The 20502-nt window shown below is 68.8% G+C and carries 22 protein-coding genes; 11 read left to right on the forward strand and 11 right to left on the reverse strand.

Going from position 1 to position 20502, the window contains the following annotated elements; all coding sequences use genetic code 11:
- Positions 1–36: 36 nt before the first annotated feature.
- The 7 genes from menE to ACNJ7E_RS29570 form a co-directional block, all read right to left on the reverse strand.
- Complete coding sequence (gene menE, locus ACNJ7E_RS29540) at positions 37–1182, reverse strand: o-succinylbenzoate--CoA ligase (protein WP_418341628.1); 1146 nt, start codon at positions 1180–1182, stop codon at positions 37–39.
- Complete coding sequence (locus ACNJ7E_RS29545) at positions 1179–1478, reverse strand: DUF3349 domain-containing protein (protein ID WP_009474690.1); 300 nt, start codon at positions 1476–1478, stop codon at positions 1179–1181. Before ACNJ7E_RS29545 ends, menE begins: the two co-directional genes overlap by 4 nt.
- 2 nt (positions 1479–1480) lie before the next feature.
- Complete coding sequence (locus ACNJ7E_RS29550; protein ID WP_105415925.1) at positions 1481–1834, reverse strand: DUF3349 domain-containing protein; 354 nt, start codon at positions 1832–1834, stop codon at positions 1481–1483.
- 45 nt (positions 1835–1879) lie between these two features.
- Entirely contained in the window at positions 1880–2146 is a 267-nt protein-coding gene (locus ACNJ7E_RS29555; RefSeq protein ID WP_280779912.1) for a hypothetical protein, read from the reverse strand.
- Between the two features lie 10 nt (positions 2147–2156).
- Positions 2157–3365 (reverse strand): inorganic phosphate transporter, encoded by a 1209-nt coding sequence (locus ACNJ7E_RS29560; RefSeq protein ID WP_280779913.1) that lies wholly within the window; start codon positions 3363–3365, stop codon positions 2157–2159.
- A 79-nt stretch (positions 3366–3444) separates the two neighbouring features.
- The gene (locus ACNJ7E_RS29565) at positions 3445–3840 is read right to left on the reverse strand and encodes a VOC family protein (protein ID WP_005258305.1); all 396 of its coding nucleotides are present in this window, start codon (positions 3838–3840) and stop codon (positions 3445–3447) included.
- Positions 3841–3843: 3 nt separating this feature from the next.
- Positions 3844–4293: a hypothetical protein gene (locus ACNJ7E_RS29570; protein WP_037233459.1), complete on the reverse strand. Its 450-nt coding sequence runs from the start codon at positions 4291–4293 to the stop codon at positions 3844–3846.
- A 153-nt stretch (positions 4294–4446) separates the two neighbouring features.
- Between ACNJ7E_RS29570 and ACNJ7E_RS29575 the strand changes: the two genes are divergently transcribed.
- Positions 4447–6774, forward strand: coding sequence for an arylsulfatase (locus tag ACNJ7E_RS29575; RefSeq protein ID WP_418341629.1), 2328 nt, complete (start codon positions 4447–4449; stop codon positions 6772–6774).
- 4 nt (positions 6775–6778) lie between these two features.
- On the opposite strand, the gene ACNJ7E_RS29580 is transcribed toward ACNJ7E_RS29575, so the two are convergent.
- Positions 6779–7672 carry a 1,4-dihydroxy-2-naphthoyl-CoA synthase gene (locus ACNJ7E_RS29580; RefSeq protein WP_005252069.1) on the reverse strand — a complete coding sequence of 298 codons (894 nt, stop codon included), beginning with the start codon at positions 7670–7672 and terminating at the stop codon, positions 6779–6781.
- Positions 7673–7745: 73 nt separating this feature from the next.
- Between ACNJ7E_RS29580 and ACNJ7E_RS29585 the strand changes: the two genes are divergently transcribed.
- The 3 genes from ACNJ7E_RS29585 to ACNJ7E_RS29595 are packed head-to-tail and all read left to right on the forward strand — an operon-like array spanning position 7746 to position 9897.
- Positions 7746–8399, forward strand: a complete 654-nt coding sequence (locus tag ACNJ7E_RS29585) for a PaaI family thioesterase (protein ID WP_005258299.1) — start codon at positions 7746–7748, stop codon at positions 8397–8399.
- 4 nt (positions 8400–8403) lie between these two features.
- A complete protein-coding gene (locus tag ACNJ7E_RS29590; protein WP_418341630.1) occupies positions 8404–9405 on the forward strand; it encodes an o-succinylbenzoate synthase in 1002 nt (333 codons plus the stop codon).
- Between the two features lie 45 nt (positions 9406–9450).
- On the forward strand, positions 9451–9897 hold the full coding sequence (locus tag ACNJ7E_RS29595) for a DUF6918 family protein (protein WP_283331045.1): 447 nt from the start codon (positions 9451–9453) through the stop codon (positions 9895–9897).
- Positions 9898–9951: 54 nt separating this feature from the next.
- Here ACNJ7E_RS29595 and ACNJ7E_RS29600 read toward each other — a convergent pair whose 3' ends face one another.
- Both ACNJ7E_RS29600 and ACNJ7E_RS29605 read right to left on the reverse strand, forming a co-directional pair.
- On the reverse strand, positions 9952–10779 hold the full coding sequence (locus ACNJ7E_RS29600) for a siderophore-interacting protein (RefSeq protein ID WP_283352872.1): 828 nt from the start codon (positions 10777–10779) through the stop codon (positions 9952–9954).
- 61 nt (positions 10780–10840) lie between these two features.
- Positions 10841–11437 carry a flavin reductase family protein gene (locus ACNJ7E_RS29605; protein WP_280779918.1) on the reverse strand — a complete coding sequence of 199 codons (597 nt, stop codon included), beginning with the start codon at positions 11435–11437 and terminating at the stop codon, positions 10841–10843.
- A gap of 93 nt (positions 11438–11530) precedes the next feature.
- On the opposite strand from ACNJ7E_RS29605, the gene menD reads away from it, so the two are divergent.
- The 5 genes from menD to ACNJ7E_RS29630 all read left to right on the forward strand — a co-directional run bounded on the left by menD (position 11531) and on the right by ACNJ7E_RS29630 (position 17004).
- Positions 11531–13156 (forward strand): 2-succinyl-5-enolpyruvyl-6-hydroxy-3-cyclohexene-1-carboxylic-acid synthase, encoded by a 1626-nt coding sequence (gene menD, locus ACNJ7E_RS29610; RefSeq protein WP_280779919.1) that lies wholly within the window; start codon positions 11531–11533, stop codon positions 13154–13156.
- Positions 13153–13593, forward strand: a complete 441-nt coding sequence (locus tag ACNJ7E_RS29615) for a DUF3592 domain-containing protein (protein WP_317570105.1) — start codon at positions 13153–13155, stop codon at positions 13591–13593. Before menD ends, ACNJ7E_RS29615 begins: the two co-directional genes overlap by 4 nt.
- A gap of 72 nt (positions 13594–13665) precedes the next feature.
- A complete protein-coding gene (locus ACNJ7E_RS29620; protein ID WP_418341631.1) occupies positions 13666–14811 on the forward strand; it encodes a glycosyltransferase family 4 protein in 1146 nt (381 codons plus the stop codon).
- Between the two features lie 55 nt (positions 14812–14866).
- Complete coding sequence (locus tag ACNJ7E_RS29625) at positions 14867–16243, forward strand: NAD-dependent succinate-semialdehyde dehydrogenase (RefSeq protein WP_105415903.1); 1377 nt, start codon at positions 14867–14869, stop codon at positions 16241–16243.
- Positions 16244–16305: 62 nt separating this feature from the next.
- Positions 16306–17004: a demethylmenaquinone methyltransferase gene (locus ACNJ7E_RS29630; protein WP_005252082.1), complete on the forward strand. Its 699-nt coding sequence runs from the start codon at positions 16306–16308 to the stop codon at positions 17002–17004.
- 3 nt (positions 17005–17007) lie between these two features.
- Here ACNJ7E_RS29630 and ACNJ7E_RS29635 read toward each other — a convergent pair whose 3' ends face one another.
- Positions 17008–18270, reverse strand: a complete 1263-nt coding sequence (locus ACNJ7E_RS29635) for a geranylgeranyl reductase family protein (RefSeq protein ID WP_418341632.1) — start codon at positions 18268–18270, stop codon at positions 17008–17010.
- Positions 18271–18399: 129 nt separating this feature from the next.
- Here ACNJ7E_RS29635 and ACNJ7E_RS29640 point away from each other — a divergent pair, with 129 nt between their 5' ends.
- Together ACNJ7E_RS29640 and htpX are read left to right on the forward strand one after the other, a co-directional pair.
- Positions 18400–19455, forward strand: coding sequence for a polyprenyl synthetase family protein (locus tag ACNJ7E_RS29640; protein WP_016882791.1), 1056 nt, complete (start codon positions 18400–18402; stop codon positions 19453–19455).
- A gap of 144 nt (positions 19456–19599) precedes the next feature.
- Positions 19600–20460 (forward strand): zinc metalloprotease HtpX, encoded by an 861-nt coding sequence (gene htpX, locus ACNJ7E_RS29645; protein WP_005252087.1) that lies wholly within the window; start codon positions 19600–19602, stop codon positions 20458–20460.
- Positions 20461–20502: the final 42 nt, after the last annotated feature.

Raw genomic sequence — 20502 nt, forward strand, 5'->3', positions numbered from 1 at the left:
CGAATCGGTGTGCAACTCCGCAGACGGGCGGACCCGCTAGCCGAACTGCGATTCCAGCGCGCGCCGGTCGATCTTCCCCGGACCTCGGAGGGGGAGGGTGTCGACGAGGTGCAGTTCGCGGGGGGCGGCGGTGGGGTCGAGGGTGCGTTCGACGAAGGAGCGGAGTTCGGCGAGTGTCGGTTCGGTGCCGGGCTCGGCGACGACGACGGCGGTGACGCGGCGCCCCAGTCGCTCGTCGGGGAGGCCGATCACCGCGCATTCCCGGACGCCGGGGTGCGCGACGAGAGCCGCTTCGACCACCTGCGGGACGACGGTGAGACCGCCGGTGGAGATGGCTTCGTCGAGCCTGCCGGAGATGCTGAGGACGCCGTCGGTGACTGCGCCGGCGTCGTCGGTGCGGAACCAGCCGGGTTCGGCGAACGCCGGATGGTCGGGGAGTCCGCGGTAACCGGACGCGAGCATGGGTCCGCCGAGGAGGACACGGCCGTCACCGTCGTTCCGTACGTGGGTCCCGTCGAGGGGCACCCCGTCGTATACGCATCCACCGCACGTCTCGCTCATTCCATACGTACGGACGACGGTGATGCCGGCGTCGGTTGCGCGACGTAGGACGGGGGCGGGGGTGGCGGCTCCGCCGAGGAGGACGGCGTCGAGTGCGGCCAGCGACGCCACGGCGTCAGGGTGGTCGAGGGCCTTGACCAGCTGGGTCGGAACGAGCGATGTGTAGCGGCGGGGGCCGCTCATCGACGCGACTGCGGCAGGCAGTGCACCGGGGTCGAAGCCGTCGGCCACGTCGATCACCACCGGCTCGGTGCCGGCGAGGACACTGCGCAGCAACACCTGAATGCCCGCGATGTGGTGGGCGGGAAGGGTCAGCAGCCAGGAGCCCGCACCCCCGAGCCGCGCGTGCGTCGCGTCACCGCTCGCGCGGAGCGCGGCCGCGGAGAGCATGGCTCCCTTCGGCACTCCCGTCGTCCCGGACGTCGCGACCACGAGGGCGACACCGTCGCCGATCGGCTCCCCGGGGTGCAGTGCGTCCGTCAGTCGCCGGGTCTCCCGCTCGTCCGCGGCGGGGACGGGCAGCGCGGCGGGGGCGGTTCCGTCGAGGATCGCCGACAGCTGCGGCAGGAGGCCGAGAATCCCGACACCGGACGGGACGGGCAGGACCTGCAGTTCGCTCACTGGGCGGGCCCGGCCAGCGGCCAGCCGCCGGCGGCGAGGTTGCTGCGCACCCGGTCGACGTCCGACTCCAGCGGCAACTCGTCGGTGACCTTGGTGATGAGCACCTGGATGTCGGTCTTCTCGATGGGAATGTCGCCCTCCTCGACGAGGGCGTCGGCGACGGCGTCCACCTCGTCTTCCGACAGACGGCGGGTGAGCAGCGCGAACAACGGAATGTAGTCCTGCTCGGGTACGCCGTTGGGGTAGCCGGCTCGCAGCCAGCCGATGATGGAGGAGAGAAACGGTGGAAGGCTCATGGCTAGCCTGCGTCGCGGGTTTCTTCCCCGTCGCCGGAACCGTCGCCGCATTCGGCGTCGGGTCCGACCGGCCACCCTCCGGCCTCGAGGTTCTCCGTCACCCGGGCGACGTCCTCTTCGGAGGGTTCCTCGTGGGTGATCTCGCTGATGAGGCGGCGGATGTTGTCGTAGTCGACGTGGCGTTCGGGTGTCTCGTGGGCCGTCTCGATGGACAGCGCGACGACCTGTTCGATTTCCTCGTCGGTGAGACGGCGACGCAGCACGGCCAGCAACGCGAAATGGTCTTTCGCCGGGATTCCCTCGGGGTACCCGGCGCGTAGCCAGTCGAGCACGGAGCGAAGTGAATTCTTGGGCACGCGTTCGGCTTCTTTCGTCGAGGGAACGGGACTCGTGGTCGCCGCTCAGAAGATGTGGATACCGAAGCTGCTGGCCAAAAAGCCCTGCATCAAGAGAAGTATCCCAGTGATGATCGCGATCAGCACCACGGCGAAACAGGTCCAGGCGCCGATCCGGCCTGCGACGGTCGGCTGCGAGACTCCCTCACCGGTGTCCGTGCCGCCGAGCGAGCGCAGTCCGAGCGCGAAGATCGCGGGTAGGCCGGCACCGAACAGCAGACCGACGAGGATGACCTGCCAGAGCGAGTTGACGGTGGTGGTGAGCAGTGTCATGGCGAGCCCCTCAGCGGTTCGCGGCGGGACCGGCGGAGTCCGCGGTCTCGGCCACACCCGGTTCGGTGGGTTCGGCGGGAACGTCGGCGTCGCCCGACTCCCACTCGGCGTTCACGTTGCCGGACGTCACCGGCTGCAGGCGGGAGCGCAGGTACATGAACCCGGCGAGCAGGATCAGGGCGGCGAACACGATGAGAACACCGGGCAGACCGCCGATCATGTGGGCGATGACCCAGCACACGGCTCCCACGATCGCCGCGGACGGCAGCGTGACCAGCCACGCGACGGCCATGCGCCCGGCGATGCCCCAGCGGACCTCGGCGCCCTTGCGGCCGAGACCGGTGCCGAGGATGGAACCGGTTGCGACGTGCGTGGTGGACAGCGGCAGTCCGAGGTGGCTGGACGTCAGGATGATGGCGGCGGACGAAGACTCCGCGGCCATGCCCTGGGGAGCGGCGATCTCGACGAGTCCCTTGCCGAGCGTGCGAATGATGCGCCAGCCGCCGAGGTAGGTGCCGAGCGCGATGGCGATGGCGCAACTGAGCTTCACCCAGAACGGCATCTCGTCGTCTGCGGACAGGCTTCCGTGCGCGACGAGTGCGAGGAAGATCACGCCCATCGTCTTCTGGGCGTCGTTGGTTCCGTGGGCCAGCGACACCAGGGACGCGGAACCGATCTGGCCGATGCGGAACCCGTGCTCCTTGGTGTCCTCGGGCACGCCGGAGGTGATCCGGTAGACCAGCTTGGTGCCCGCAGTGGCGACCAGCGCTGCGACCACCGGGGCGAGGACGGCGGGAACGACGACCTTGCTGAGCACGCCGCCCCACTCGACACCGCTCATGCCGATGGACGCGATGGCCGCACCGATCAGTCCGCCGAACAGTGCGTGGGACGAGCTCGACGGCAGGCCCAGCAGCCACGTCGCCAGATTCCAGATGATGCCGCCGACCAGGCCGGCGAACACGATGAGCAGCAGATCCTCGCCGCCGACTTCTCCCAGGTTCACCACGCCCTTGGCGACTGTCGCCGCCACCTCCACGGACAGGAACGCGCCGACCAGATTCAACGATGCGGAGAGCGCGACAGCGGCCTTGGGTCGCAGAGCTCCCGTCGCGATCGAGGTTGCCATTGCATTGCCGGTGTCGTGAAAGCCGTTCGTGAAATCGAAAGCGAGGGCGGTGACGACCACCACCAGGAGAACTACGAGCTCTGCGGTCACACCCAGATTGTGCGGATTTCAACCGAAAATGTACAGCTGACGTCCGGTGTACAGGATCACTCCTGCGTATGGCCTTCCGTCAGTTCTCACCCTTCGGACGGGAGTCGCGGCGGATGGGGTGATCCTCCGGGATCTGCACCAGAACGATCGGGATTCCGTCGGGGTCCGCGATCCACATCTCGAACAGTCCCCACGGTTCCTGCCGGGCCTCGCGGTCGATCTTCACCCCGGCGAGAACCAGCTCGGTCTGCACCGCGGTGAGGTCGCGAACCTGCAGCCACAGGGCGCCGTCGAAGGAGGACGACTCGCCCGTTCCGCCGTGCGCGGCCACTTCGATCAGGCCCTGACCGGCGAAGAACACCGTGCCACCGGGGTATTCGCGGGCGGTCGCGAGTCCGAGGATGTCGCGGTAGAAGCCCAGTGTCGTCGTGTAGTCGCGCGGCCGCAGAATCGTCCTGCTGCTGAGGATCTCCACCCGTCACCCTCCTTCGCCGGGCCGGGCTTCGTGCCCCGTCCGGCCGTGTGTTCGTCGATCTTCCTTCATCTCCGCCTCGAACAGGTGTCGCCGTCCGTCGGCGAGTTCGTGACGTGCGCCACGCTCGTGCTCGCGCAGCGGCGACCAGTAGTGGTCGTCGAACTCCTCGACGAGCTGGAACGTCCATCGGCCCTCGACGACGTTGCGTCCCACGAGTTCGGACTGCACCCGGTCCGCGACGGCCGCGTGTCCCGCGTCGCGGAGTGCGTCGACGGCTTCGCCGAGCTGAAGGTCGGCGTGTCCGATCAGCTGATGGAACGAGTAGAGGTGCCCGCGGGCACGCTCGACCGTTTCGAGGGCCTCCGACAACTTCCCGAGCGCGGCGACGGTGTCGTCGCTCACTCCGGGCGGACGACGATGTTCCGGTGCGGGGAGCTCGCGGTCGATGCTCATGTGGGTCAGTGTGCCCGAATCGGAGACCTCGCGTGCCCTCTCCTGCCGAGGCGACGAATCCGTCCGCGTATTTCACCCTCCGAGGGTGTACTCGCGCCCGGCCGCCCGGTGCTGGACTGGATCGACAGCATCGGACGACGAGGGGACCGGGCCATGAAATCGAGCGTGACAGGTGAGCCGATACCGGGTGGCGAATCGTTACCGTTCCCGCCGACGCCGTCGGGAAGCATCGCCGGCCGGACCATGCAGGAGTCGGTGTACAGCCCACTTCCGAAGGAGCGGCGGCTCCCCAGCGACGCCCCGAACATTCTGATCGTCCTCATCGACGACGCCGGGCCGGGCCTGCCGAGTGGTCTCGGCGGTGAGGTGAACACCCCGACGCTCGACGCGATGTTGCAGGACGGTGTCGGGTACAACCGATTCCATACGACCGCAATGTGTTCGCCGACCCGGGCGTCGCTGCTGACCGGACGCAACCACCATCGCGTCGGCAACGGGCAGATCGCCGAGCTGGCCAACGACTGGGACGGCTACTCCGGCCACATCCCGAGGTCGAGTGCGACGGGGCCCGAGGTGCTGCGCCACTACGGGTACAGCACTGCCGCTTTCGGGAAATGGCACAACACGCCGGCCGAGGAGACCACGGCCGCCGGCCCGTTCGACAACTGGCCGACGGGTCTCGGGTTCGAGTACTTCTACGGCTTCCTCGCAGGCGAGGCGTCGCAGTACGAGCCGAACCTGGTGCGGAACACGACGGTGGTGCTGCCGCCGAAGACCCCGGAGCAGGGCTACCACCTCAGTGAGGATCTCGCGGACGACGCCATCGGCTGGCTGCGCAGGCACAAGGCGTTCGACGCCGACAAACCGTTCTTCATGTACTGGGCCAGCGGCTGCCTGCACGGACCGCACCACATCATGAAGCCGTGGGCCGACAAGTACGCCGGGAAGTTCGACGACGGCTGGGATGCCTACCGGGAGCGGGTCTTCACGAGGGCGAAGGAGAAGGGATGGATTCCCCCCGAAGCGGAGCTGACCGACCGGGACCCGACGATGGCCGCCTGGGACGACATCCCCGACGACGAGAAACCGTTCCAGCGCCGGCTGATGGAGGTCGCGGCCGGGTACGCCGAGCACTGTGACGTCCAGGTGGGCAGGCTGTTCGACGAGCTGGACCGTCTGGGGTACCGGGACGACACGCTGATCCTGTACATCTGGGGCGACAACGGCTCGTCGGGTGAGGGGCAGAACGGCACGATCAGTGAACTGTTGGCGCAGAACGGCATTCCGACCACACCGGCGCAGCACATCGCGGCCCTCGAGGAACTCGGTGGCCTCGACGTCCTGGGGTCGCCGAAGACCGACAACATGTATCACGCGGGCTGGGCGTGGGCGGGCAGCGCACCCTACAAGGGGATGAAGCTGCTGGCGTCCCATCTCGGTGGCACCCGCAACCCGATGGTCGTGCGGTGGCCGGCGAAGGTGACACCGGACCCGACACCCCGCACGCATTTCCTGCACTGCAACGACGTGGTGCCGACGCTGTACGACATCGTCGGGATCACCCCGCCGCGGACGGTGAACGGTGTTCCGCAGGACCCGGTGGACGGCGCCAGCTTCGCGCAGACGCTCGTCGAACGCGGCGCCACCGGGGGAAAGCTCACCCAGTATTTCGAGATCATGGGCAGCCGGGCGATCTACCACGACGGATGGATGGCGTCCGCGTTCGGGCCACGCGCACCCTGGGCGGCGGGTGTGCCCGGTGGCATCCGCGACTGGAGCCCGGACGACGACGTGTGGGAGCTCTACAACCTGGACGAGGACTGGACTCAGAATCGGGACCTCGCCGAGCAGCATCCGCAGAAGCTGGCGCAACTGCGGGAACTGTTCGCGATCGAGGCCGCGAAGAACAACGTGCTCCCCGTCGGGGGCGGGCTGTGGGTCATCGCGCTGCATCCCGAGCAGCGGATCACGACGCCGTACACGAGCTGGGAGTTCTCCGGCGACACGATCCGGATGCCCGAGTTCTGCGCTCCCGCGCTGGGCAACAAGAACAACCGGGTCACCCTCGACCTCTCCGCGCCGGAGAATCCGAGCGGAGTGCTCTACGCACTGGGAAGCAACGCCGGCGGACTCACGTGCTTCGTCGACGACGGCTACCTCTGCTACGAGTACAACCTGTTCATCCTGATGCGCACCAAGATTCGTTCGACCGTGCCGATCCCGCCGGGCGCCCGCACGGTGCAGGTGGTCACGGAGTTCATCGAGGCGCGGCCCGGTGGCCCGCTGAACGTGAAGCTCTGTGTCGACGGCAGTGTCGTCGGGGAGGGGCAGGTGCCGGTGAGTGTGCCGTTGCTGTTCACAGCCAACGACTGTCTCGACGTCGGCACCTGCCTCGGTTCCCCGGTGTCGCTGGACTACTACGACCGGGCGCCGTTCCCGTTCAACGGCACCATCGACCGCATGGCGGTCGAGTACACGTAGGCGCTCAGAAATACCAGGGATACGGCTTCCAGTCGGGTTCGCGCTTTTCGAGGAAGGAATCGCGGCCCTCGACGGCCTCGTCCGTCATGTACGCCATGCGGGTTGCCTCGCCGGCGAACAGTTGCTGACCGACGAGTCCGTCGTCCTGCAGGTTGAACGCGTACTTGAGCATGCGCTGGGCCTGCGGGGACTTGCCGTTGATCTTGGTGGCCCAGTCGATTGCCACATCCTCGAGTTCGGCGTGGTCGACGACCTTGTTGACGGCGCCCATCTGGTGCATCTCCTCTGCGGTGTACGTCTCACCGAGGAAGAAGATCTCGCGGGCGAACTTCTGGCCGACCATCTTGGCGAGGTAGGCGCTGCCGTATCCACCGTCGAAGCTGCCGACGTCGGCGTCGGTCTGCTTGAAACGGGCGTGTTCGCGGCTGGCGAGGGTCAGGTCGCAGACCACGTGGAGGCTGTGACCGCCGCCCGCGGCCCAGCCGTTGACGAGGCAGATGACGACCTTCGGCATGAACCGGATCAGGCGCTGAACCTCGAGGATGTGGAGACGTCCGGCGCGGGCCTTGTCGACGGTGTCCGCGGTTTCGCCTTCCGCATACTGGTATCCGCTGCGTCCGCGGATGCGCTGGTCGCCGCCGGAGCAGAACGCCCAGCCCTCGTCCTTGGGGCTCGGACCGTTGCCGGTGAGCAGCACGGCGCCCACGTCGGACGTCATCCGGGCGTGGTCGAGCGCCTGGTACAACTCGTCGACGGTGTGCGGGCGGAACGCGTTGCGCACTTCGGGACGGTCGAACGCCACCCGGACGATTCCCTGGGTGACATGCCGGTGGTAGGTGATGTCGGTCAGGTTCTCGAAACCGGGAACCGGTCGCCAGTGCTGCGGGTTGAAAGTCACGGCTCCGAGGTTATCGGGTGCGGTTGACGGGTGTCCGCGCGCGCAGGACTTTGCCCGGGTTTACCGTGCAGGTATGAGCGAACAGGCTGCCGACGTCACCCGTCTCGACGGCAAGGGCGACGACGAGTACGAGCACCACGGCGGGTTCCCCAAATACGAGCCGGTGACACCCGGCCCGGACTGGCCGCGGTTCGTCGAGGGAATGCGCACGTTGCAGGACCTCGCGGTGTCGGTCGACGCCCCGGACGACGTGCTCGCGCAGGCCGCGGACCAGGTGGAGAAGCTGGCCGAACTGCTCGGACCGCACGTCGTCCCCGAGGGGCGGTCGCCGGCGGGCCGCACGATCGAGTTGCCGGGCCGGGGGAGTCTCCTCATGCCGCCGTGGAACATCGAGAAGTTCGGGCCCGAGGGCGTGCGTAGTGCGGGCATGTTCCGGCGCTACCACCTCGGTGGCAACGGTGCCGCGCACGGCGGCACGCTGCCGCTGCTGTTCGACGACCTGATGGGCATGATCGTCCACGCGTACGGGCGGCCCATCAGCCGCACCGCCTACCTGCATGTGAACTACCGCGCGATCACACCGCTCGACACGCGTCTGACCGTCGAGGGCAGCGTCGACCGCGTGGAGGGGCGCAAGACGTTCATCACCGCACGGTTGATGCAGGACGACACGTTGCTCGCCGACTGCGAGGCCCTGATGCTCCAGTTGCTGCCCGGGCAGCCCTGACGTCGTGACGTCCCTGCCCTCGGTGGAGGAGGTCCTGGCCGACGCCGTCGTGGTGAGTCTGCCCATGCGCGTGCGGTTCCGCGGCATCACGACGCGAGAAGCGTTGCTGCTGCGCGGTCCCGCGGGGTGGGGTGAGTTCGCGCCGTTCCCCGAGTACGCGGACGACGAGGCGGCGCACTGGTTGCAGTCGGCGATCGAGGACGCCTGGCTGGGGCCGCCGCCCGCGGTGCGCACGCGGGTGCCGATCAACGCCACCGTTCCCGCCGTCGACGCCGCCCGGGTGCCCGCCCTGCTCGAGCGATACCCCGGCGCGCGGACCGCGAAAGTGAAAGTGGCCGAACGTGGTCAGACCCTCGACGACGACGTCGCGCGGGTGCGGGCGGTCCGCGCACTCGTTCCGAACGTGCGCGTCGACGCGAACGGGGGATGGTCGGTCGACGAGGCAGAGACCGCGCTGCGGGCCCTGACCGTCGACGGTCCGCTCGAATACGCCGAGCAGCCGTGCGCGAGCGTGCCCGAGCTGGTGGAGGTTCGCAGGCGGTTGCCCGACGTGCGGGTGGCCGCCGACGAGAGCATCCGGCGCGCCGAGGATCCGCTGAAGGTCGTGCGGGCAGGTGGTGCCGATGTGGCCGTCGTGAAGGTCGCCCCGCTCGGGGGTATGCGGCGACTGCTGTCGCTTGCGGACGAGTTGTCTTCGTACGGTGTGCCGGTGGTCGTGTCGAGCGCGTTGGACACCGCGGTCGGCATCGCCGCCGGTGTCGCCGCTGCCGCCGCCCTCCCCGAATTGCAGTTCGCGTGCGGTCTGGGTACCGGGGGCCTCTTCGAGGCGGACGTGGCCCGCTCCCGCGAACCCGTCGACGGCGAACTCACCGTCGAAGCGGTGGCACCCGACGTCGAACGCGTCACGGCCCTCGCCGCGTCCGCGGAGCGTTCGCGCTGGTGGATCGAGCGGGCACGCCGGTGCCATGGCCTGCTCGAACAACGCGGAGTCCGGTTTTTCGTATAGTGTCTGGCCGGACCTGATCGCTCAGTCAATACGGAGGCATTGAAAGTGGTTGCAGCTCTGAACGAAACCCTGCTCGACGAGTCGCGCGTTCCTGCGGTCATCGCAGACGTCCAGGCTCTCATCGACGCGGAGGTTTCGGACAAGTCGGGGGCCTCGGGACTGGCACTCAAGGGTGGATACGGCGCCGTCAAGAAGGTGGGACCGTCGATCGTGCCGGACGCCATCGAGGGCCTGCTGCCGGCATTCGTCACCAAGCTCGAGCCGTACTGGCAGGCCTTCATCGCCAGTGGTGAGGCCGGATTCTCCGAGTACCTGGTCGCGCGTAGCGACGAGGTCGCGGACTCGCTCCTCGGCGTGACCGACGAGCGCATCGAGGGCAGCGACCGCGGTGCTGTCAAGAAGGTGTACTCGTCGCTGCGTCCGTCGGCGAAGAAGAATGTGATCGAGGCACTTCCGCGTCTGGGCGCCCTCGTTCAGAAGCACGCCAACTGAGAACCCAGGTGAGTGGCCCGGCGCGCCCCGGCGTGCCGTGCCACTCACCTGTGGTCAGTTGGCAGCGTGGCCGTGGCGCCAATACCCGGTGAACGAGATGTTCGCCTTCGGGATGTGGCGCTCGTTCACGAGGTGGCGCCGCAACGCCGTCGTCAGCTCGCTCTCACCGGCCACGAACGTGTAGGACGGTCCGGTCGGCAACTGCGCCTGTTTCACGGTGTTCAGCGCGAGCACTCCCGGACGGGCATCGGCGTCCTCGCGCACCAGCCAGTGCACGTTCACGCCGTCACCCACCGAAACTTCCTGAGCGTCTTCGGCATCGGGAATCTCGACGAACACTTCGGCCCGCAGGTCCGGCGGCGCCGACCGCAGGATCCCGACGATGGCGGGAAGCGCGCTCTCGTCACCGACGAGCAATTGCCACTCAGCATCCGGCGTCGGGTTGTAGATCAGCCCCTCGTCGAGGATCGCCACCTCGTCACCGGCCGCGGCCGAGTTCGCCCACGCCGACGCGGGACCGAGGTCGCCGTGCGAGGCGAAGTCGATGTCGATCTCGGTGCTGTCGCCGAACGTTCCCGATCCCGCCACCCGGATCTCGCGGATCGTGTAGTTGCGCACGACCGGCCGGGTGTCCTTGGACATCAGCTTGTACTGCGCGTACCAGAGGTTGCTCGCGCTGGTCGGAAGCCGCAGCGTGCTCTGTCCCCGCTGGGGGATGAACATCCGGAACCACTGGTCGAACCCCATCGGGCTGACGGAGTCGAGTTCCTCGCCCGCGATGGTGACGCGGACGAAGTTCGGGCTGATCTGCTTGCCCGCGACGACGCGTGCGGACGCGATCCGGCGACTCTGAGGTTTCACGAACTTGCTGCGTTGAGCCATGGCGTCGGCTTCTCCCCCGGTATCGGTGCGATTTGTCAGGTAAGCCTAACCAATCGATCGGTTATGCGGGGCGACGCGGGCGGTCGAGCATCACGACCTTCGGCGGCAGACCCCACTCGTTGCGGCCGAGGCGGCTGAGCGGGGCGAGTTCCCCGAAGTCCGGAAGTCCGTCGTCGGCGAGCGCCTCGGACCGCACCGCGACCGTGACGACGTCGCCCATCACCACGAACGAATCACCGACAGGTATCACCTGGTGCAGGGTGCACTCGATGGCGACCGGCGAACCCGCGACCCGGGCGGGACGGACCCGCTCACTGGGTTCGGTGTCGATGCCCAGCGCGGCGAACTCGTCGACCTCGCTGTCGAACGTGGCGGAGCTGGCGTTCACCGTCGAGATCAGCGGCTCGGTCGCCACGTTGATCACGAACTCTCCCGTCGCCTCGATGTTGCGGAGGCTGTCCTTGCGGGTCACCGAGGTGAACTGCACGACCGGCGGGTGGGTGCTGGACACCGAGAAGAAGCTGTACGGGGCCAGGTTGGCCACCCCGTCCGCCGAGACGGTGGACACCCACGCGATCGGCCGGGGCACGATCGAGGCGGTCAGCACCTGATACATGCGGTGTGGGGGAAGCTCGGCGGGATCGAAGAGAGTGCGCATGCGTTCATGGTGTCAGCGCCCGCGATGTGGCCGTGAACTCACCCGGCGAGGTCGCCGGACGGACCTGCCGGAGTATCTGACACTCTTGATGTCGTGAACCCGTCCACTGCACAAGCCACCGCGGTCGTCGACGAACTGGTCCGCGGGGGAGTACGCGAGGTCGTGCTCTGCCCGGGTTCGCGCAACGCGCCGTTGGCGTTCGCCCTGCAGGCCGCCGACCTCGAGGGCCGGTTGCGTCTGCATATGCGCATCGACGAACGCACCGCGGGATTCCTCGCGCTCGGCCTGGCTGTGGCCGGCAAGCGCCCCGTCCCGATCGTCATGACGTCCGGCACCGCGGTCGCCAATCTAGGACCCGCGGTGCTCGAAGCGAACTACGCCCGGGTGCCGCTCGTGGTGCTCAGCGCCAACCGCCCGTACGAGATGCTCGGCACGGGTGCCAACCAGACCATCGAGCAACTCGGACTGTTCGGCAGCCAGGTGCGCGCGACCATCAGCCTGGGCCTGGCCGAGGACGATGCCGGGCAGAACAGCCAGTGGCGTTCGGCGGTGTGCCGGGTCCTCGCCGCAGCGCGCGGCACGAGGTCGGGCAACGCCGGTCCCGTGCACTTCGACATCCCGCTCCGGGAACCGCTCGTTCCCGACGTCCACGCGCAGGGTCCGGTCCCGCAGGGACGACCGGGTGGGGCGGCGTGGACCACCACCCAGCACGCGACGCTCGACGTGCCGATGGACCTCGACCTCACCCCCGACACCATCGTGATCTCCGGGCACGGGTCCGCGCTGCGGCCGGAACTCGCCGGACTTCCGACGGTCGCCGAGCCGACCGCGCCGCTGCACGGCATCCCGGTGCATCCGATGGCGTTGCCGCAGCTCAAACCGCGGCAGGCCGTCATCACCGGGCGCCCCACCCTCCACCGGTCCGTGTCGAAGGTCCTCGCCGATCCGTCGGTGGCCGTCTACGCGCTCACCACCGGCCCCCGCTGGCCCGACGTGTCCGGCAACGTGCTGGCCACCGGCACCCGCGCGGTCGTGTCCGGTGAACCCGACCGGGCCTGGATCAATCGGTGCCGCACCCTGTCCGAGCACACCGACAAGGCGGTGCGCGCGCAGCTCGCCGCGCACCCGAAGGCGACGGGACTGCACGTGGCGGCCGCCGTCATGGACGCCCTGGCCGACGGTGACCAGTTGCTGCTCGGGGCGTCGAACCCCGTGCGGGACGCCGCGCTCGTCAGCTATCCGGCGCCGAAGATCCGGGTGCTGTCCAACCGGGGTGTCGCCGGCATCGACGGCACCGTGTCCGCGGCCGTCGGGGCGGCCCTGGCCTACGAGGAGGGGCGGACGGTGGCCCTGCTGGGCGACCTCACGTTCCTGCACGACGCGTCCGGGCTGCTCATCGGTTCGGGCGAACCGCGTCCCCGGGACCTGACCATCGTGGTCGCGAACGACGACGGTGGCGGCATCTTCGAACTGCTCGAACAGGGCGATCCCCAGTATGCCGGGGTATTCGAGCGGGTTTTCGGCACTCCGCACGGGATGGATCTCGCCGCACTCTGCGCTGCCTACCGGGTGGAGCATCACCTGGTGGGGTTGGGTGAGCTCTCGACACGGCTGAGTGCGCCGGAGGCGCCCGGCGACCGCGGCATCCGGGTGCTCGAGGTGACCACCGAACGTTCCGGGCTGCGCGAACTGCACGCCGCGGTGCGGGCACAACTGTGAATGCGCGGGTGTCGCGGCGCGTCCGGCGGGGGGTGCTGGTGACGGCGATCGGCATCTCGGTTCTCGCAGTGCTTCTCGTGCTGGCCGCCTGGCGCAACGACCACACCATCCAATCCGACCGGGGCGTGGCCACGGCGGAGGTGCTGTCGGCGGGATCGCTGAGGTCCGCCATCAGCTTCGTCACGCCCGACGGGGTGACGCACAACCCCGAACTGGGCGTGTTGTACCCGACCAAGCTCACGGTGGGGCAGCGGATCGACGTCGAGTACGCGCGCAGCGACCCTGACCTGGTGCGGGTGTCCGGACGCGACGCCAGCGTGGCCGTCGTCCCCGCCGGTTCGCTGATCGTCGTGACCTGGCTGATCGCGGGACCGGTGATCTGGTACCTGCGGCGGCGGGAAAGTTCGGCGGAGGCCCAGCCGGCAGTGTCATCCTGAGTTTCCCGGAACTTCGCGCGACGGTCACGTCGATCTCGCTGCTGTGACCACGAGCACTGCCACGCTGAGCGCGTGAGAGTAGCCATCGTCGCGGAATCGTTTCTTCCCAACATGAACGGTGTGACCAACTCGGTGCTGCGGGTTCTCGACCATTTGCAGCGCACCGGACACCAGGCGATGGTCGTCGCCCCGGACACGGTCGGATCGCAGACGTCCGCGCCGACCGAACACGGCGGCGTGCCCGTCTACCGGGTGCCTGCGGTGATGGTGCCGAAGGTCAGTTCGCTCCCGGTGGGCCTGCCGCAGCCCGGGCTCACCGCCGCGCTGCGGGCGTTCGACCCCGACGTCGTGCATCTGGCGTCGCCGTTCCTCCTCGGGGCGGGCGGGCTCGGTGCGGCGCACCGGCTCGACGTTCCCACCGTCGCGGTGTACCAGACGGACGTGGCGGGTTTCGCCGAGAGCTACGGCCTCGGCATCACCAGCCGTGCGGCGTGGGCCTGGACCCGTCGCATCCACCGGGGCTGCACGCGCACTCTCGCGCCGTCCACGTCGGCGGTCGAGGCGCTCGCCGAGCAGAGGATTCCGAGGGTCCACCGCTGGGCGCGCGGCGTGGAGACCGCTCGATTCGCGCCGTCGCGTCGCAGCACCGGTCTGCGGGACTCCTGGCTGGGCGGCTCGGATCGGCTGGTCGTCGGATTCGTGGGCAGGCTTGCACCCGAGAAACACATCGAGCGGCTGGCCGCAGTCGCCGGCGACCAGCGGGTGCGGCTGGTGATCGTCGGCGACGGTCCGGAACGGGCACGCCTGCAGAGGTTGATGCCCGATGCGGTGTTCACCGGCCAGCTCGGCGGTGTGGAGCTGGCCGAGGCCTATGCGAGCCTGGACGTCTTCGTCCACCCGGGCGAGCACGAGACGTTCTGCCAGGCGGTGCAGGAGGCGTTGTCCAGCGGGGTGCCGGTGATCGGACCGGATGCAGGTGGTCCGCGCGATCTGGTCGCGCACTGCCGCAACGGCTACCTGCTTCCGGTCGACCGGTTCGGCGAACTGCTGCCGAGCGCCGTCGAGGCGCTGCGCGACCGCCGCATGCGGGCCCGCTTCGGGGAGGCCGCCCGGCAGTCGGTGCTGCACCGCACGTGGCCTGCGATCTGCGACGAGCTGCTGGGCCACTACGCGGCGGTCACCGGCGGGCAGGGCTTACGCGAATCCCGGGCGGCCTGACCACCGGGATCGACACCGCGGGAACTTCGAGGGGTCGTCTCGTCGTTGCCCAGGTATGGCGAAGTACAAGACTGTCAATCCCGCGACCGGTGAAACCGTCCGGGAATTCACGACCTTGGACGATGCAGGAGTGGAGTCGGCGCTGTCCCGCGCCCACCGCGGATATCTCCACTGGCGGACCACCCCCGCCGAGGAACGCGCCCGGATCCTGGGCCGAACCGCCGATCTCTACGCGGAGCGCGAAGACGAACTGGCGCGGATGATCGCCCTCGAGATGGGCAAACCCGTCCGCGAGGCCAAGGGCGAAGTCAAGCTCTCCTCGGCGATCTACCGCTACTACGCGGACAACGGCCCCGCACTGCTCGAGGCGGAACGGCTCGACGTGCCGGGCGCGGACGAATCCGTGGTCTACCGCAGGCCGATCGGTGCGCTCGTCGGCGTGATGCCGTGGAACTACCCGTACTACCAGGTCGCCCGCTTCGCGGCGCCGAACCTCATGCTCGGCAACACCGTGCTGCTCAAGCACGCCCCGAACTGTCCGCAGTCGGCACTGCTGATGGAGGAGATCTTCCGGCAGGCCGGTCTCCCGGAGGATGCGTACATCAACGTGTTCGCCACCAACGAGCAGATCGCGGACATGATCGCGGATCCGCGTGTCCAGGGCGTCTCTCTCACCGGCAGTGAGCGGGCCGGGACCAGCGTCGCCGAGACGGCGGGCCGCAACCTCAAGAAGGTCGTGCTCGAACTCGGCGGGTCCGACGTGTTCGTCGTCCTCGACACCGACGATATGGACGCGACGGTCAAGACCGCGACCCGTGCCCGCCTGTCCAACGCGGGCCAGGCCTGCAATTCGCCCAAGCGATTCATCGTGACCGAGCCGAACTACGACGAGTTCGTCTCGAAGCTCGCCGAGTCGTTCAAGGCCACCCCGACCGGCGATCCACTCGACGCGAAGACCGTCCTCGGGCCGCTGTCTTCGCAGAGCGCCGCGGATTCGCTGATCGAGCAGATCGAGGACGCGGTCGCCAAGGGTGCGACGCTCCTCGCCGGCGGGAAGAAGATCGACGGCCCCGGCTCGTACGTCGAACCGACGCTGCTCGTCGACGTGACCCCCGAGATGCGGGCATACAGCGAGGAATTGTTCGGACCGGTCGGCGTCGTCTACAAGGTCGCCACCGCCGACGAGGCTGTGGAACTCGCCAACTCCTCCTCCTACGGGCTCAGCGGTTCGGTGTGGAGCACCGACCTCGACGGGGCGCGGGAAGTCGCCGACCGGCTCGACGTCGGCATGGCCTTCGTCAACGAACACGGCACGACGCTTCCCGGGTTGCCGTTCGGCGGCGTCAAGCGCTCCGGCGTCGGCCGCGAACTCGGTCCGTGGGGAATGGACGAATTCGTCAACAAGAAGCTGGTGCGGGTCTCCAAGAAGTGACCGCCTCGCCACCACGCCCGGCGCCGACATCGGCGGCGGGCGCGGTTGGTAGCGTTTCGGGCGTGGCAACTACACACGGTTCGCGGGCGTCGCTCGAAAAGGATCCGCACGAGGTCGCGTCGATGTTCGACGGCGTCGCGAAGCGCTACGACCTCACCAACACGATCCTGTCGTTCGGTCAGGACCGCAGCTGGCGCAAGGCGACGCGCTCGGCCCTGGCGCTGAAGCCGGGGGAGCGCGTTCTGGACCTCGCGGCGGGGACCGGGGTGTCGACCGTCGAGCTCGGACGGTCGGGTGCGTGGTGTGTGGCCACCGACTTCTCCAAGGGAATGCTGCAGGCAGGCAGTGGACGCGACGTCCCGATGGTCGCGGGCGACGCGATGCACCTGCCCTACGCCGACGCCGTGTTCGACGCCGCGACCATCTCCTTCGGGCTGCGCAATGTCTCCGACTTCGATGCCGGTCTCCGCGAGATCGCCCGGGTCACCAAACCCGGCGGGCGCCTCGTCGTGAGCGAGTTCTCGACCCCGGTGTTCGGGCCGTTCCGCACGGTCTACATGGAGTACCTGATGAGGGCCCTGCCGCGGGTCGCGCGCGCCGTCAGCAGCAATCCCGACGCCTACGTGTACCTCGCCGAGTCCATCCGCGCCTGGCCGACCCAGCAGGAACTCGCGCTGCGCATCGAGGCGGCCGGGTGGCGGAACGTGCAGTGGCGCAACCTCACCGGCGGTGTGGTGGCCCTGCACCGCGCCACCCGCTGAACCTCAGCCGAACAGCGGTCGAGAGTCGACCTTCGTCGACAGCAGACCGGACGCCCGCCACGCGCGGGCGGTGAGGTCGCTGTCCTCCTCGGTGACGAGGTTGCCCATGACCCGGACCGCGATGGTCATCAGCGCACGGGACCGCATCGCCACCGGACCGGACGCGGGCAGAACCCGGGGGACGGTCAGCAGCCCGGCGAGTCGCCGCGCCACGGAGAACGCCCGGCCGTACCGCTCCCGGAGTATCGCGGGCCACAGCTCCGTCAGGTCGTCGGAGTCGAGGATCTCTGCGACCAGGCGCCCCCCTTCGAGCCCGTAGTCGATGCCCTCGCCGTTCAGCGGATTCACGCATGCCGCCGCGTCGCCGACGATCGCCCAGTTCCGGCCGGCGATGTGCGACACCGCACCGCCCATCGGCAGCAACGCCGACGCCACCGCGCGGAGCTCGCCGTCCCACTTCCACTCGTCGCGCCGCTGCGCCGTGTACAGGTCGAGCAGCGGTCGCAGCGCACCCGGGGCCGGACGTTTGGCGGTGGCCAGTGTGCCGACGCCGATGTTCACCTCACCGGTGCCGAGGGGGAATACCCAGCCGTAGCCCGACTGCAGCGTCCCCGCTCCGTCCCGCAGCTCGAGGTGCGAGGTGATCCACGGGTCGGCGCTGCGGTCGGTGGCGATGTAGGCGCGGGCGGCAACACCGTAAGCCGTGTCCCGGTGCCATTCACGGCCGAGCTGCTTGCCCAGTGTGGACCGGACGCCGTCGGCGACGATCAGCGTCCGGCAGCCGATGGTGTGGGTTCCGTCGGACGTCTTCAGCGTCACCGCCGTCACCCGGTCACCGTCCCCTTCGACGCCGATCGCCTTGGCGCCCTGCACCATGACGGCCCCGGCGTCGACGGCGGTCGCACGGATCTTGTCGTCCAGCTCGGTGCGGGCCACCGCACTGCCGACGGCCGGGAACGACCTTCCCGGCCACTCGAGTTCGAGCTCCTGACCGAACCCGCTGAGCCTCAGCCCGCGGTTGGTCCCTTTCGACCGCACCCAGTCGCCGAGACCGAGATGGTCGAGCTCGGCGACGGCACGCGGAGTGAGTCCGTCGCCACACGTCTTGTCGCGGGGAAACACCGCCGCGTCGGCGAGCACCACGTCACGTCCCGCGCGGGCCGCCCACGCGGCAGCCGAGGAACCGGCCGGACCAGCACCGATGACCAGGACATCGGTGGCGGTGGGAAGCGGGGATCCCGCGGGCGACTGTTCTGCTGCGACCACACCTACATCCTGTCAGGCTTCGCTATGCGACCGCGGCGAGGCCGACGGGCAGCGGAACCGCTAGGTTCACTACCGTGGTAGCCGAGCCGCCACCGACGGCGCGGGAACCGAGCCGTCACTGACGACAGGATGGGTACTGAGAACGTGAGCACCGAGGGCGCAGCACACACCGCTGCCGACGCTGTAGTGGGCACTACGGTCGCCGGGATCGATCTCGGCGACCCGCAGCTCGCTGCCACGGTCCGTGAAGGACTGAAGCAAGTCGAGGAACTGCTGGTCAGTGAGCTCTCCGACGGGGAGGACTTCCTCACGGAGGCGGCGTTGCATCTCGCGAAGGCGGGAGGCAAGCGTTTCCGTCCGCTGTTCACGGTGCTCACCGCCCAACTCGGACCGAAGGCCTCCGACCCGTCGGTGGTCACGGCGGCCACCGTCGTCGAGCTGGTCCACCTCGCCACGCTGTATCACGACGACGTGATGGACGAGGCGTCGATGCGCCGCGGTGCACCCAGCGCGAACTCGCGGTGGGGCAACAGCGTTGCGATCCTCGCCGGCGACTATCTGTTCGCGCACGCGTCCCGTCTCGTCTCGACGCTGGGACCCGAGGCGGTGCGCATCATCGCCGAGACGTTCGCCGAACTCGTCACCGGCCAGATGCGCGAGACGATCGGGCTTCGCGGCGAGCAGGATCCGGTCGAGCACTACCTCAAGGTCGTGTGGGAGAAGACGGGCTCGCTCATCGCGGCGTGCGGACGCTTCGGCGGCACCTTCTCCGGCGCGGACGCCGACCACGTGAAGCGGCTCGAACGCCTCGGCGACGCCGTGGGCACCGCCTTCCAGATCTCCGACGACATCATCGACATCTCCTCGGTGTCCGCCCAGTCCGGCAAGACACCCGGAACCGACCTGCGTGAGGGCGTCCACACGCTGCCCGTGCTGTACGCGCTGCGCGACGAGGGACCCGACGCCGATCGCCTCCGGGTGCTCCTCGACGGCCCCGTCACCAACGACGACGACGTCGCGGAGGCGCTCGCGCTCCTCGAACGGTCACCCGGCATGGCCGCCGCCAAGGCGAAGCTGGAGGAGTTCGCGGTCCAGGCACGCGCGCAGCTCGCCGAGCTGCCGCAGGGCCCCGCCAACGACGCCCTCGTGAAGCTCGTCGATTACACGATCGAGCGCGTCGGCTGAGCCGTATCGTCAGTACCCGAACTCGTCTTCACCCGATTTCTCGTCGTCCGAGCGGGAACCGTCCCGCCACCGTGTTTCGTTGAATGATCAAGATCCCGAAACTCGGGTGACGTGATCGGGTGACAACGACAAGGAAGGCGTGACGTGCGCTACGCAAACGGGGCGAAGACTCTAGTTCTGTTGGTCGGCATGTCGGCGCTGATCGTGTTCATCGGCGCGTTGTTCCGCAACCCCACCATCCTGTTGCTGGCGATCGTGTTCGCGGTGGGAATGAACGCGTACGTGTACTTCAACAGCGACAAGATGGCGCTCAAGGCCATGCACGCCCAGCCGATCACCGAGGTGCAGGCGCCGGTCATCTATCGCATCGTCCGGGAACTGGCCACCACCGCGCACCAGCCGATGCCGCGGCTCTACATCAGCCCCACGTCCGCGCCCAACGCGTTCGCCACCGGGCGCAGTCCGCGCCACGCCGCGGTGTGCGTCACGAGCGGCATTCTGCAGATCCTCAACGAACGCGAGTTGCGAGCCGTGCTCGGACACGAGCTGTCGCACGTCTACAACCGCGACATCCTGATTTCCTCCGTCGCCGGCGCCATGGCCGCCGTTGTGTCGGGACTCGCGAACTTCGCCATGTTTGCCAACATGTTCGGCGGACGCGGCGGGGGACAGGGCGCCAACCCGATCGCGCTGCTCCTGGTGTCGCTGCTCGGGCCCATCGCCGCGACGGTCGTCAAACTCGCGGTGTCGCGGTCGCGGGAGTACCAGGCCGACCAGTCGGGCGCAGAACTCACCGGCGACCCCCTGGCGCTGGCGTCCGCGCTGCGGAAGCTGGAGCAGGGCACCCAGGCTGCGCCGCTGCCGCCGGAGCCTCAGCTCGCCGCGCAGTCGCACCTGATGATCGCCAACCCGTTCCGCACCGGCGAGAAGATGAGCCGGATGTTCTCCACCCACCCGCCGATGGCCGACCGGATCGAGCGGCTCGAGCGCATGGCGGGGATGTAGGCGGCTTCGCCGCCCGTGCGCCTTTCTGGTCGTTCCTACAAC

Source organism: Rhodococcus mengyinensis, assembly GCF_048381435.1.
GTDB classification, from domain to species: Bacteria; Actinomycetota; Actinomycetes; order Mycobacteriales; family Mycobacteriaceae; genus Rhodococcus_F; species Rhodococcus_F opacus_D.